Genomic DNA, 12547 nt, shown 5'->3' on the forward strand with positions numbered 1-12547 from the left:
CACACGGCGCGGGCCGGCGAGGCTGACAGGCGGGCGCGCCGTTCGCGCCCGCGCATCAACCGGAGGGACTCCGATCATGCGTCACCTGCGTCTTCCCCTGAGTCACGCGCCGTCGGTCGGCGACGCGTCGTCGCCGCCCGGCGCGCCGCGCCGTGCGCGCGGCGGCGCGAGCTGGCTCGTGTCGCCGTCCGTCGCGGTGCTGCTGCTGTGGATGTCGATTCCGCTCGCGATGACGATCTGGTATTCGTTCTCGCGCTACAACCTGCTGAACCCGGACGTGAAGGGCTTCGCCGGGTTCGACAACTACCGCTTCCTCGCGACCGATCCGTCGTTCCTGCCCGCGATCTGGCACACGCTCGTGCTGATCGGCGCGGTGCTCGCGATCACCGTGGTCGGCGGCGTGCTGATGGCCGTGCTGTTCGACCGCAAGTTCTACGGGCAGGGCGTCGCGCGCCTGCTCGCGATCGCGCCGTTCTTCGTGATGCCGACGGTCTCCGCGCTGATCTGGAAGAACATGATCCTGCATCCGGTGTACGGGCTCGTCGCGAACGCGATGCGCGCGCTCGGGATGACGCCGATCGACTGGTTCGCCGACTACCCGTTGACCGCGGTGATCATCATCGTCGCGTGGCAGTGGCTGCCGTTCGCGTTCCTGATCCTGTTCACCGCGATCCAGTCGCTCGACCAGGAGCAGAAGGAAGCCGCGCGCATCGACGGCGCCGGCCCGATCGCGATGTTCTTCTACATCACGCTGCCGCACCTGAAGCGCGCGATCGCCGTGGTCGTGATGATGGAGACGATCTTCCTGCTGTCGATCTTCGCGGAAATCTACACGACGACCGGCGGCGGCCCCGGCGACGCGACGACCAACCTGTCGTACCTGATCTATGCGCTCGGCCTGCAGCAGTTCGACGTCGGCCTCGCGTCCGCGGGCGGCATCATCGCCGTCGTGGTCGCGAACGTCGTGTCGTTCTTCCTCGTGCGGATGCTCGCGCGCAACCTGAAGGGGGAGTACGAGAAATGAGCGACCTGACTTTGGAAAGCCGGCGCACGCCGGCTGCATTCGACCTCGTGCGGCGCGCGCTGCCCGGCACGCTCGCGTGGCTGATCGCGCTGTTGCTGTTCTTCCCGATCTTCTGGATGGCAATCACCGCGTTCAAGACCGAGCAGCAGGCGTACGCATCGTCGCTGTTCTTCATGCCGACGCTCGACAGCTTCCGCGAGGTGTTCGCGCGCAGCAACTACTTCGGGTTCGCGTGGAATTCGATCCTGATCTCGGCCGGCGTCACGGTGATCTCGCTGCTGTTCGCGGTGCCGGCCGCGTACGCGATGGCGTTCTTCCCGAACCACCGCACGCAGAAGGTGCTGCTGTGGATGCTGTCGACGAAGATGATGCCGTCGGTCGGCGTACTGGTGCCGATCTACCTGCTGTGGAAGAACGCGGGGCTGCTCGATACGGTGTCGGGGCTCGTGATCGTCTACACGCTGATCAACCTGCCGATCGCGGTGTGGATGACCTTCACGTATTTCAACGAGATCCCGAAGGACATCCTGGAAGCCGGGCGCATCGACGGCGCGTCGACGTGGCAGGAGATCGTCTACCTGCTGATGCCGATGGCGCTGCCGGGGCTCGCGTCCACCGCGCTGCTGCTCGTGATCCTGTCGTGGAACGAGGCGTTCTGGAGCATCAACCTGTCGAGCTCGAACGCCGCGCCGCTCACGGTATTCATCGCGTCGTACTCGAGCCCCGAAGGGCTGTTCTGGGCGAAGCTGTCGGCCGCTTCGCTGCTCGCGGTCGCGCCGATCCTGATCGTCGGCTGGCTGTCGCAGAAGCAGTTGGTGCGCGGGCTCACGTTCGGGGCGGTTAAGTGAGCGCGGCCGGCAAAGGGACGACCGGGCATGGAATCAACGTGCTGATCTGCGATTGCGACGGCGTGCTGATCGACAGCGAGGCCGTCGCCGCCGACGTGATCGTGCGCGAACTCGATGCGCGCTGGCCGGGCGTCGATGCGCGGCCGGCCGTGATGCCGCTGCTCGGGCTGCGCATCGAGCGCGTGCTGGCCGGCGCTTCCGAGGCGGTGGGCCGGACGCTGACGAACGACGACGTCGACGCGATCCGCCGCGCGGTCGAGGCGGCGGCCGTCAATGCGCCGATGGTCGAAGGCATCGATACGGCGCTTGCGGCGATCGAGCTGACGACCGCGTGCGCGAGCAACAGCTATCGCGCGTACGTCGAAGCGGCGCTCGCGCGCACCGGCCTCGCGCGCTTCTTCGGCGACCGTCTGTTCTGCGCGGATTCGGTCGCGCGGCCGAAGCCGGCGCCGGACGTGTATCTCGCGGCGGCGCGCACGCTCGGCGCGGTGCCCGCGCAATGCCTGGTCGTCGAGGACAGCGTGACCGGCATCACCGCGGCCGCCGCGGCCGGCATGACCGTGCTCGGCTTCGTCGGCGGCGGGCACGCATCGGCGGCCCAGGTCGACGCGCTGCGCAGCATCGGCGCGCGTCACGTATTCGACGACATGCACGAGCTGCCCGGCTACGTCGCGCGCTGGCAGGCGACGGGCGCGGTGCTGCCGAACTAGCAACGATTGCGCGCCGCGTGTCACGCGGCGCATCACGAACGAACGGAGACAGATCATGGCAAGCGTGCTCCTGCGCAACATCGCGAAGCGCTACGACGACACCGAAGTGCTGCGCAACGTGAACCTCGACATCGCCGACGGCGAATTCGTCGTGTTCGTCGGCCCGAGCGGCTGCGGCAAATCCACGCTGATGCGGATGATCGCCGGCCTGGAAGACATCTCGAACGGCGACCTGCTGATCGACGGCGCGAAGGTCAACGACGTGCCGAGCGCGAAGCGCGGCATCGCGATGGTGTTCCAGTCGTATGCGCTGTACCCGCACATGACGCTGTACGACAACATGGCGTTCGGCCTGAAGCTCGCCGGCGCGAAGAAGCCCGAGATCGACCAGGCGGTGAAGCAGGCCGCGAAGATCCTGCACATCGATCACCTGCTCGACCGCAAGCCGAAGCAGCTGTCGGGCGGCCAGCGGCAGCGCGTCGCGATCGGCCGCGCGATCACGCGCAAGCCGAAGGTGTTCCTGTTCGACGAACCGCTGTCGAACCTCGACGCCGCGCTGCGCGTGAAGATGCGGCTGGAGTTCGCGCGGCTGCACGACGAACTGAAGACGACGATGATCTACGTGACGCACGACCAGGTCGAGGCGATGACGCTCGCCGACAAGATCGTCGTGCTGTCGGGCGGCGCGGTGCAGCAGGTCGGCACGCCGAACGAGCTGTATCACGCGCCGTCGAACCAGTTCGTCGCGGGCTTCATCGGCTCGCCGAAGATGAACTTCCTGAAGGGCACGGTCGAATCGGCCGATGCGGGCGGCGTGCTCGTGCGCTTCGACAGCGGCGAGACGCAGCGGGTCGCGGTCGATGCGGCTGGGTTGCAGCGCGGCGCCGCGGTGACCGTCGGCGTGCGGCCCGAGCATCTGCTGGTCGATGCGGCGGCGGCGGGCGTCGCCGCGCGGACGATGGCCGTCGAGTCGCTCGGTGACGCTGCGTATCTGTATGCGGAGTCGGCCGTCGCGCCGGACGGACTGATCGCGCGGATTCCGCCGCTCGACACGTACCGCACCGGCGACGCGCTGCGCGTGCATGCGCAGGCCGAGCATTGTCACCTGTTCGACGAAAACGGGCAGGCGTTCCGGCGGCTCAGCGTGCACGCGAAGGCGGCGTGACGCACGGCACGTGCGCCTGCGGCGCTCAGAGCCGCAGGTGCTCGGCCATGTAGTCGACGAACGCGCGCAGCTTCGGCGTCGGGTGCCGGCCTGACGGCCACAGCACGTAGAACGGCGTGCGGCTCACGACGTGTTCGTCGAGCACCGTGTGAAGCGTGCCGTCGGCCAGCGCGTGGTGTACGAAGAACTCGGGCAGGCACGCGATGCCGAGCCCGCGCAGCGCGAAGCACAGCCGTGTTTCCGCGTTGTTGCTGACCATCGAGACCGGCACCTCCGGCGGCGTGCCGGCGCGCGGCGCGCGCAATGGCCAGATCTCGAGCCGGCCGCTGCTCGGGAAGCGGTAATGCAGACAGCGGTGCTGCGCGAGATCGGCCGGCGTGCGCGGCGTGCCGTGCTGATCGAGGTAGCCGGGCGACGCGACGAGATGCTGGCGGAAATGGCCGAGCAGCCGCGACGACAGCCGTGAATCGGTCGGCCGGCCGGTACGCAGCACCGCATCGAACCCTTCGTCGACCACGTCGACGAGCCGGTCGCTGAAATCGATGTCGAGCTCGATCTCCGGATACGCGGCCATGAAATCGGCGAGCACCGGCAGCAGCAGCGTGCCGATCGTCGGCAGGCTCACGCGCAGCCGCCCGCGCGGCGCTTCGGCGCTGTGCGTCAGTTCCTGCTCGGCCGCGTCGATTTCCGCGATCACGCGCCGGCACCGTTCGAGAAAGCGCGCGCCTTCGGCCGTCAGCGTGATGCTGCGCGTGCTGCGGTGAAACAGCCGCACGTTCAGGCGCGCTTCCAGGCGCGCGATGCGCTTGCCGATCGCCGACGCCGACAGCCCGAGCGCGCGGCCGGCCGCGACGAAGCTGCGCGTTTCCGCGACCTGGACGAATACGACGAAGCCGCCAAGATTTTCCATTCAGGTTCCCGATTGCGGACATCGATGTCCGGAGTGTCCGGAACTCTACCCCGGTTTTTCTTCCCGCGCCGGCTCCCTACGATGGGCGTTCCTTCATCGTTCGAGGTCACGTCATGTCATCCCTGCCTGTCACCGCCCACCGCGTAGAACCGGACGCCGCGCTGCGCGCGCGGCTCGACGCCGTGCTCGATCGTGCGCTGGCCGACGCGCGCGTGGTCGGCACGGTCGTGCTGGTCGCCCGCGACGGCGAATTGCGCTATGCGCGCGCGGCCGGGCTGGCCGATCGCGAAGCCGGCACGCCGATGCGCGAGGACACGGTGTTCCGGCTCGCGTCGGTGTCGAAGCCGATCGTGACGGCCGCCGCGATGCGGCTGGTCGCGGCCGGCCGCATCGGGCTCGACGAGCCGGTCGCGCGCTGGCTCCCCGCGTTCACGCCGACGCTCGCGGACGGCACGCCGGCGACCATCACGCTGCGGCATCTGCTGTCGCATACGGCCGGCCTCGGCTATCGCTTCTTCGAAGCGGACGGCGACGGCCCGTATGCGCGGGCAGGCGTATCCGACGGGATGGATCGCGCGAGCCTGTCGCTTGCCGAGAACGTGCGGCGCATCGCCGGCGTGCCGCTGCAGTTCGCGCCCGGCACGTCGTGGGGCTACTCGCTCGCGAACGACGTGGTGGGCGCGCTGATCGAGGCGGTCGACGGCCGCCCGCTCGCGCAGGCGGTGGCCGCGCTCGTCACGACGCCGCTCGGGATGGCCGATACCGGATTCGTCGCGCACGACGCCGCGCGCGTCGCGACGCCGTACGTGAGCACGCCGGGCGCGCCGCGCCGGATGGCCGACGACGATCTCGTGCCGGTGTTCGACGGCACGGTCGGCATTCGCTTCGAGCCGGCGCGCGCGTTCGATGCGACCGCGTGGCCGTCGGGCGGCGCGGGCATGGTCGGCACCGCGCACGATTGCCTGACGCTGCTCGACACGCTGCGCACGGGCCTCGACGGCTGGCTCGCGCCGCGCTGGATCGACGAGATGGCGCGGGTGCAGCCGGGCGCGCACGACTTGCCGGATGCGCCGGGGTTCGGTTTCGGGCTCGGCTTTTCGGTGCTGCACGATCCGGTAGCCGCGCAGTCGCCGGAGTCGGTCGGCACGTGGCGCTGGGGCGGCGCATACGGGCATGCGTGGTTCGTCGACCGTGCGGCCGGGCTGACGGTCGTCGCGCTGACCAATACGTTATACGAAGGGATGCACGGGCGCATCGTCACCGACGTGCGCGATGCGGTGTATGGCGTCGACGACCGGAGCGCGGCATGACCGAGTGCGTATCCGCTTCCCCGTCCGCTTCTCCGTCCGTTTCCGCGTCCGCCGCCGACCGGGCTGCCGATTCCGCGGCCGTCTCGTCTGCACCGGGCCGTGCGCGCCTGCCCGTCGCGAACCTGCTGGCGCTCGCCACGGCCGGCTTCATCACGGTGCTCACCGAGGCCCTGCCGGCCGGCCTGCTGCCGCTGATGAGCGCCGACCTGCGCGTGACCGAGGCGCTGATCGGCCAGCTGGTGACCGTCTATGCGCTCGGCTCGATCGTCGCGGCGATTCCGCTCGTCGCGGCGACCCGCGCGATGCGCCGGCGCCGGCTGCTGCTCGCGGCGCTGGCCGGCTTCGTCGTGTCGAATGCGGTGACGGCCGCGTCGCCGTACTACGCGCTCACGCTGGCCGCACGGTTCGTCGCTGGGATGTCGGCCGGGCTGCTGTGGGCACTGCTGGCGGGCTATGCGAGCCGGCTGGTGGACCCATCGCTGCGCGGCCGCGCGATCGCGGTCGCGATGCTCGGCATCCCGGCCGCGATGTCGATCGGGATTCCGGCCGGCACCGCGCTCGGCGCGATGTTCGGCTGGCGCGTCGCGTTCGCGGGCATCACCGTCGCGGCGCTCGCGCTGATCGGCTGGATTCGCCTGCGCGTGCCCGACTATCCGGGCCAGCAGGCCGGCGCGCGCGAGCCGGTGCTCGGCGTGATGGCGCTGCCCGGCGTACGGCCGGTGCTGACGGTGATGTTCGCGTACGTGCTCGCGCACAACATGCTGTACACGTACGTCGCGCCGTTCCTGGCGGGCATGCGGATGAGCGCGCAGGTCGATGTGGTGCTGTTCGTGTTCGGCGTCGCGTCGCTGGTCGGCATCGCGCTGACGGGCGCATGGATCGGCGCCGCGCAGCGGCGGCTGACGCTCGCGAGCATCGCGCTGTTCGCACTGGCGGCGGGGATGCTCGGCGCCGGTTCGGGAATCGCGATCGTCTATGCGGGCGTCGTGCTGTGGGGACTCGCGTTCGGCGGCGCGCCGACGCTGTTCCAGACGGCCACCGCGAACGCGGCGGGGGAATCGGCCGACGTCGCGCAGTCGATGCTCGTGACGGTGTGGAATCTCGCGATCGCCGGCGGCGGCATCGCGGGCGGGATGCTGCTCGGCGCGACCGGCGCCGGTGCGATTCCGTGGGTGCTCGTCGCGCTGCTGGCGGCAGCGTGGGTCGGCGCGTGGCGCGCACGCCGGCATGCGTTTCCGGCGCCGCGCGCGGCTTGAGCCGGCGTATGCGACGGCGACGACGGTGGCGTCAGGCCGCCTTCGCCGCGAGCGCGGCGCGCGCGCACGCTTCGTCGGTGACGAGCCCCGACAGCCAGCCGCCGCGCAGCGCGGCAATCACCGCGTCGTGTTTCTTCGGGCCGCCGGCGAACGCGATCGTCGGCAGCTTCGGCGGCGTGGCGAGCGCGACGCTCGTCACGCGTGCGCTCGTCGACACGGTGATCTGCGTGCCCTGCGCGTCGATCGGCACGCCGAGCAGTTCGGCCACCGCGCCGAGCGCGGTCATCTCGTCGCGCTCCTGTTCGGTGATGAAGCCGTCTTCGTAGAGCGGGCAGTGCGGGCCGATGTTGCCGATCCCGACGAACGCGACGTCGGCCTCGCCCGACAGCGCCTCGACGATCCGGTACAGCCGGTGGTTGCACCACTGCGCGCGCTCGGCGTCGCTGTCGGCGAACAGCGGCGCGGGCAGGAGGAAATGCTTGCTGCCGGTTTTCTCGGAGATGTACTGCGCGACGTCGTAGCGGTTCGACGAACCGTCGGCCGCGATCGCGCCGACCATCGACACGAGCCGGTGCTGCGGGCGGTCGATCTGCGCGATCTGCGCGACCGCGGCCTTCAGCGTCCGGCCGCTGCTGACCGCGATCACCATCGGCCGCGTTTCGTTCAGGTAGCGCTCCATCACCTGCGCGCCGGCGACCGCGAGCTTGCGGTCGATCGCGTCGGGCGCATCGGCGTCGACCGGCACGACTTCGCACATCGCGAGGCCGTAGCGTTTCGACAGCTGCGCGCCGAGGTCGAGACAGTCGGCGAGCCGATGGTCGACGCGCACGCGGATCAGGTTCTTCTCGACCGCGAACGCGACGAGGCGCTGCGCGACGGGGCGCGACACCTGCAGCTTTTCGGCGATTTCGTTCTGCGTGTCGCCCGCGACGTAATAGAGCCACGCGGCGCGCGTGGCGAGATCGAGTTTTTCTGAGGACTTGGACACGATAGCGATTCGGTTCGGATCGGGGGGCCGCCCCGCGGGCCGGCCGGCGGGCCGCATGACGGCATCCACTGTAACGCATGTCGCGCGACTGGCCGGCGGCCGGCCGCGCGACGGAGCGCGCCTACGCGAGCCGTGCGCGCGACGGTTCGTACAGCGGCCGCACGTGACGGTACAGCGTACGGAACGCATCGAGGCGTTCGCGCAGCCGCGCATGGCGGGCGGCGTCCGGCGCGTATTCGGCGCGCACCGGCGGCTTGGTCAGCACCGTATGCGGATCGCCGCCGACGGCGAGCCAGCCGAGCCGTGCCGCGCCGAGCGCCGCGCCCGTTTCTCCGCCGCCGATCTGCTGCGTGCGCACGTTCAGCGCGTCCGCGATCAGTTGCGCCCAGAACGCGCTGCGCGCGCCGCCGCCGATCAGCGACAACTGGTCGGTTTCGACGCCGGCCGCGTGCAGCGCGTCGAGGCCGTCGGCGAGGCCGAGCGTCACGCCTTCGAGCACCGCGTAGCCGAGGTGCGCGCGCTCGGTCGCGTGCGTCATCCCGAAGAACACGCCTTGCGCGTACGGATCGTTGTGCGGCGTGCGTTCGCCGGACAGGTAGGGCAGGAACAGCGGAGCCGCCGCGAGCGCGTCGGGGTCGAGCGCCTCGACTTCGGCGAGCAGCGCGGGCTCGTCGGTGCCGGTCAGCTTGCAGACCCAGCGCAGGCAGCTCGCGGCCGACAGCACGACGCTCATCAGTTGCCAGCGATCGGGAATCGCATGGCAGAACGCATGCACGGCCGACGCGGGATTCGGCATGAAGCGGTCGCCGACCACGCTCAGCACGCCCGACGTGCCGAGCGACACGAAGCCGTCGCCCGCGTGGATCGCGCCGATGCCGAGCGCGCTCGTCGCGTTGTCGCCGCCGCCGCCCGCGACCGGCACGGCCTCCGACAGCCCCAGTTCGCGCGCGACGTCCGCGCGCAGCGTGCCGGACGGCGCGTTGCCTTCGACGATGCGCGGCATCTGCTCGCGCGTCATCCCGCACGCGGCGAGCAGCGCATCGGACCAGTCGCGGCGCGCGACGTCGAGCCACAGCGTGCCGGCCGCGTCCGACGGATCGGACACTTTCGCGCCGGTCAGCCGGAACCGCAGGTAGTCCTTCGGCATCAGCACGCACGCGGTCGCCGCGAACACGTCGGGCTCGTGCTTCGCGACCCACAGCAGCTTCGGCGCGGTGAAGCCGGGCATCGCGAGGTTGCCGGCCAGCGCGTGGAGGTCGGGCGCGCGTTCGGTGAGCAGCGCGCATTCGTCGGCGCTGCGCATGTCGTTCCACAGGATCGCGGGGCGCAGCACGCGGTCGTCGCGACCGAGCAGCACCGCGCCGTGCATCTGGCCCGACAGGCCGATGCCGCGCACCTGCGCGAACGCTTCGCGGTGCCGTTCGCGCAGCGCCGCGAGCGCGGCGAGCGTGCCTTGCCACCAGTCGTCCGGATGCTGTTCCGCCCAGCGCGGGTGCGGGCGCGACACGGTGAACGGCGAGCCCGCGGTGCCGACCACCGTGCCGTCCGGGGCCAGCAGCAGCACCTTCACTTCCGAGGTGCCGAGGTCGATGCCGAGATACATGAGCGATCCGTTCGGTCGGTGAGGAGCCGCTACTTTAGCCGTGCCGCACGGGCTGTGCCAAGCGGGTTCGCCCGGCGGCGCGACCGGGCACCGGCGCGCGGGGCGTCAGCGCGCCGCGAGCCACGCGTCGACGCGCGCGAGCCCGGCGCGCAATGCCTCGAACAGCGCCGCGTTGCCGGCGAGCGAGCCCCACAGCGCGCGGTTGGCGCACAGCGCGACGACCGGGTCGTCGGCGTCGACGATCGCGCGTGCGCTGCTGTCGTCCATCACGCCGTCCTGATACGCATACGGCAGCGTGCCGCGCGCCCAGCGTTCGAGAAAGCGCAGGAACAGCGCGGGCAGCACGGCGGTGGCGACCGGCGCGGCGCCGCGCGCGAACGATTCGACGAGCGTCGGCGCGATGAAGCCGGGGATCTTCGAGAAGCCGTCGGCCGCGACGCGCTGGTTCGTGTCGAGCACGTACGGATTGCCGAAGCGCTCCAGCACGACGTCGCGGTAGCGCGCGAGATCGAGCGGGCTCGGCGTCAGGCACGGGATCACGTCCTGCGTCACGTAGTCGTGCGCGAAGCGGCGGATCGCCGCGTCGTGCGTGCCTTCGTGGATGTAGGTATGGCCCGCGAGCGTGCCGGCCCATGCGATGCAGCTGTGCGTCGCGTTGAGGATGCGGATCTTCGCTTCCTCGTACGGATGCACGTCGTCGACGAGTTCCGCGCCGGCCAGTTCCCAGCGCGGCCGGCCGGCCGCGAAGCGGTCCTCGATCACCCACTGGATGAACGATTCGCCCATCACCGGGCACGCATCGTCGACGCCGGTGGCCGCGCGCACGCGTTCGCGCACGTCGGCGGTCGGGCGCGGCGTGATGCGGTCGACCATCGCGCTGGGCGTCGCGACGTGCGCGTCGAACCACGCGAGCAGGCCGCCTTCGCCGCGCCGTTCGAGGAATTCGCGCATCCCCGCGCGAAAGCGTGCGCCGTTGTTGCGCAGGTTGTCGCAGCTTTGCAGCGTGAGCGGGCCGGCGCCGCGCTTCACGCGTTCGGCGAGCAGCGCGGCGAGCGCACCGTACAGCGTCGTGCGCGCGCCCTGCAGGTCGGCCGCGAGATCGGCGTTCGCGACGTCGAGCCGGTTGTGTTCGTCGAGGTAGTAGCCGCCTTCGGTGACGGTGAACGACACGATCCGGCAGGCCGGATCGGCGCCCGCGTCGATCAGCGCGGCGAGATCGATCGACCACGGCAGCACGCGCGTGATCGCACGGATCGTCTCGTACGCGCGCTCGCCTTGCGGCGTGACGGTTTCGAGCGTGTACGCGCCGTGCTGCGCGGCGAGCGCGTCCATCGTCTCGCGCATGTCGTCGCGGATGTTGCCGACGGTCAGCGACCAGCGTTCGTCGGCCGGCACGGCCGCGTTCACGCGATGCAGATACCACGCCTGGTGCGCGCGGTGAAACGAGCCCGCGCCGATGTGCAGCAGCACGGGCGCGTGGGCGGAGGGCGATTCGCTCATCAGAATTTTCTCCGTGAAACCCTGCCATTTCGCCGAAGGGGACTTCCTTCGGGGCGGATAGCGGGAAGGAAAGGCGTGCTGTTGACAGGCAGCTTCTTCCACGGGTTAGGATCACCTGCATGATCCTTGTCTATCGCTACCGTGTGAAATCGCTCAACGGACTGCTTAACAAGCAGAGCCGCGCGGTGAACTACGTCTGGAACTTCTGCAATGACACGCAGAAGCACGCGCTCAAGTGGGGCAAGAAGTGGCCTACAGGATTCGACCTGAACGTGCTGACGACCGGCAGCAGCAAGGAACTCGGTATTCACTCCGGCACGGTCAACGCGACGTGCGAGCAATACGCGAAGTCGCGCAGTCAGCGCCGTCGGCCCTACCTGCGCTATCGCGGCAGGAAGTCGCTGGGCTGGGTGCCGCTGAAGGGCCGTGACCTGAAGCGCGAGGGTGACGCGTTCCGTTTCGCCGGCAACACCTTCCGCGTGTTCAACAGCCGACCGCTTCCCGAAGGCAAGATCAAGGATGGCAGCAACTTTGCGCAAGATGCGCGTGGCAACTGGTTTCTCAACATCGTGATCGAGATGCCGGATGTTCCGGCCCGACCTATCCGTTCCGGTGTGGGCATCGATCTCGGCCTGAAAGACTTCGCCACACTTTCGACCGGCGAGAAACTGCCCAATGACCAGTTCGGTCGACGAGCGGCGGAAAAGCTGGCGAAAGCGCAGCGAGCGCGAAAGCACAAGCGACATATCGCGAAGCTGCACGCCAAGGTCGCGAATGCCCGTGCCGATTTCCAGCATAAGCTCGCGCTCGATCTGGTGCGGCGTTTTGATTACATCGCGGTCGGCAACGTGTCGGCCGTGAAGCTCGCCAGAACCAGGATGGCGAAGAGCGTCTACGACGCATCCTGGTCGTCCTTCCGGAACAAGCTCCGCTACAAAGCGATCGCGCACGGGGCCACGTTCGAGGAAGTCGACGAAAGCGGTTCTACCCAGTCCTGTTCGTCGTGCGGGTCGAAAGACAGCACGACGCGGCCGAAAGGTATCGCGGGACTGCGAATAAGAGAATGGGCCTGCAGTGACTGTGGTGTCGTGCATGATCGTGATATCAACGCTGCGTTGAACATTCTCCGATGCGGACGTGCATCGCCAGGTGTGGGAATCCTCCGCCTTTAGGCGGGGGAGGGCGTCAACCGGTGTCTCCTTTTCGTGCCTTCTATCCTGTCGAATACGATCA

The 12547-nt window shown here is 69.6% G+C and carries 11 protein-coding genes; 7 read left to right on the forward strand and 4 right to left on the reverse strand.

Features of this window, described 5'->3' with window-relative positions:
• Nucleotides 1-76: 76 nt before the first annotated feature.
• From HWX14_RS33830 to ugpC, 4 genes are read left to right on the forward strand one after another with little or no spacing between them, the layout of a single operon-like run.
• Nucleotides 77-1024 (forward strand): sugar ABC transporter permease, encoded by a 948-nt coding sequence (locus HWX14_RS33830; RefSeq protein ID WP_175886465.1) that lies wholly within the window; start codon nt 77-79, stop codon nt 1022-1024.
• Entirely contained in the window at nt 1021-1872 is an 852-nt protein-coding gene (locus tag HWX14_RS33835) for a carbohydrate ABC transporter permease (RefSeq protein WP_175886466.1), read from the forward strand. Before HWX14_RS33830 ends, HWX14_RS33835 begins: the two co-directional genes overlap by 4 nt.
• Nucleotides 1869-2582, forward strand: a complete 714-nt coding sequence (locus HWX14_RS33840; RefSeq protein ID WP_175886467.1) for an HAD family phosphatase — start codon at nt 1869-1871, stop codon at nt 2580-2582. The genes HWX14_RS33835 and HWX14_RS33840 overlap by 4 nt, the downstream gene beginning before the upstream one ends.
• 55 nt (nt 2583-2637) lie before the next feature.
• Complete coding sequence (ugpC, locus tag HWX14_RS33845) at nt 2638-3747, forward strand: sn-glycerol-3-phosphate ABC transporter ATP-binding protein UgpC (RefSeq protein ID WP_175886468.1); 1110 nt, start codon at nt 2638-2640, stop codon at nt 3745-3747.
• A 25-nt stretch (nt 3748-3772) separates the two neighbouring features.
• On the opposite strand, the gene HWX14_RS33850 is transcribed toward ugpC, so the two are convergent.
• Nucleotides 3773-4657, reverse strand: a complete 885-nt coding sequence (locus HWX14_RS33850; RefSeq protein ID WP_175886469.1) for a LysR family transcriptional regulator — start codon at nt 4655-4657, stop codon at nt 3773-3775.
• 113 nt (nt 4658-4770) lie between these two features.
• On the opposite strand from HWX14_RS33850, the gene HWX14_RS33855 reads away from it, so the two are divergent.
• Together HWX14_RS33855 and HWX14_RS33860 are read left to right on the forward strand one after the other, a co-directional pair.
• Nucleotides 4771-5967 carry a serine hydrolase domain-containing protein gene (locus HWX14_RS33855; protein ID WP_175886470.1) on the forward strand — a complete coding sequence of 399 codons (1197 nt, stop codon included), beginning with the start codon at nt 4771-4773 and terminating at the stop codon, nt 5965-5967.
• Nucleotides 5964-7223, forward strand: coding sequence for an MFS transporter (locus HWX14_RS33860; protein ID WP_175886471.1), 1260 nt, complete (start codon nt 5964-5966; stop codon nt 7221-7223). The genes HWX14_RS33855 and HWX14_RS33860 overlap by 4 nt, the downstream gene beginning before the upstream one ends.
• 31 nt (nt 7224-7254) lie before the next feature.
• Here the strand turns inward: HWX14_RS33860 and HWX14_RS33865 are convergent, their stop codons facing one another.
• The 3 genes from HWX14_RS33865 to dalD form a co-directional block, all read right to left on the reverse strand.
• Nucleotides 7255-8268 carry a sugar-binding transcriptional regulator gene (locus tag HWX14_RS33865; RefSeq protein ID WP_011546075.1) on the reverse strand — a complete coding sequence of 338 codons (1014 nt, stop codon included), beginning with the start codon at nt 8266-8268 and terminating at the stop codon, nt 7255-7257.
• 64 nt (nt 8269-8332) lie between these two features.
• Entirely contained in the window at nt 8333-9814 is a 1482-nt protein-coding gene (gene xylB / locus HWX14_RS33870; RefSeq protein WP_175886472.1) for a xylulokinase, read from the reverse strand.
• Between the two features lie 105 nt (nt 9815-9919).
• Complete coding sequence (dalD, locus tag HWX14_RS33875; protein ID WP_175886473.1) at nt 9920-11314, reverse strand: D-arabinitol 4-dehydrogenase; 1395 nt, start codon at nt 11312-11314, stop codon at nt 9920-9922.
• A gap of 119 nt (nt 11315-11433) precedes the next feature.
• Here dalD and HWX14_RS33880 point away from each other — a divergent pair, with 119 nt between their 5' ends.
• Nucleotides 11434-12486, forward strand: a complete 1053-nt coding sequence (locus HWX14_RS33880; protein ID WP_175886474.1) for an RNA-guided endonuclease TnpB family protein — start codon at nt 11434-11436, stop codon at nt 12484-12486.
• The last annotated feature ends 61 nt before the right edge of the window (nt 12487-12547 follow it).

Source organism: Burkholderia sp. BCC0044, from assembly GCF_902832955.1.
Taxonomy (GTDB): Bacteria; Pseudomonadota; Gammaproteobacteria; order Burkholderiales; family Burkholderiaceae; genus Burkholderia.

What these genes read in the sequence shown, in the direction of transcription:
- HWX14_RS33830 (WP_175886465.1), top strand. Translation starts at nt 77, where the DNA reads ATGCGTCACCTGCGTCTTCCCCTGAGTCACGCGCCGTCGGTCGGCGAC.
- HWX14_RS33835 (WP_175886466.1), top strand. Translation starts at nt 1,021, where the DNA reads ATGAGCGACCTGACTTTGGAAAGCCGGCGCACGCCGGCTGCATTCGAC.
- ugpC (WP_175886468.1), top strand. Translation starts at nt 2,638, where the DNA reads ATGGCAAGCGTGCTCCTGCGCAACATCGCGAAGCGCTACGACGACACC.
- HWX14_RS33850 (WP_175886469.1), bottom strand. Translation starts at nt 4,657, where the DNA reads ATGGAAAATCTTGGCGGCTTCGTCGTATTCGTCCAGGTCGCGGAAACG.
- HWX14_RS33855 (WP_175886470.1), top strand. Translation starts at nt 4,771, where the DNA reads ATGTCATCCCTGCCTGTCACCGCCCACCGCGTAGAACCGGACGCCGCG.
- HWX14_RS33860 (WP_175886471.1), top strand. Translation starts at nt 5,964, where the DNA reads ATGACCGAGTGCGTATCCGCTTCCCCGTCCGCTTCTCCGTCCGTTTCC.
- HWX14_RS33865 (WP_011546075.1), bottom strand. Translation starts at nt 8,268, where the DNA reads ATGCGGCCCGCCGGCCGGCCCGCGGGGCGGCCCCCCGATCCGAACCGA.
- xylB (WP_175886472.1), bottom strand. Translation starts at nt 9,814, where the DNA reads ATGTATCTCGGCATCGACCTCGGCACCTCGGAAGTGAAGGTGCTGCTG.
- dalD (WP_175886473.1), bottom strand. Translation starts at nt 11,314, where the DNA reads ATGAGCGAATCGCCCTCCGCCCACGCGCCCGTGCTGCTGCACATCGGC.
- HWX14_RS33880 (WP_175886474.1), top strand. Translation starts at nt 11,434, where the DNA reads ATGATCCTTGTCTATCGCTACCGTGTGAAATCGCTCAACGGACTGCTT.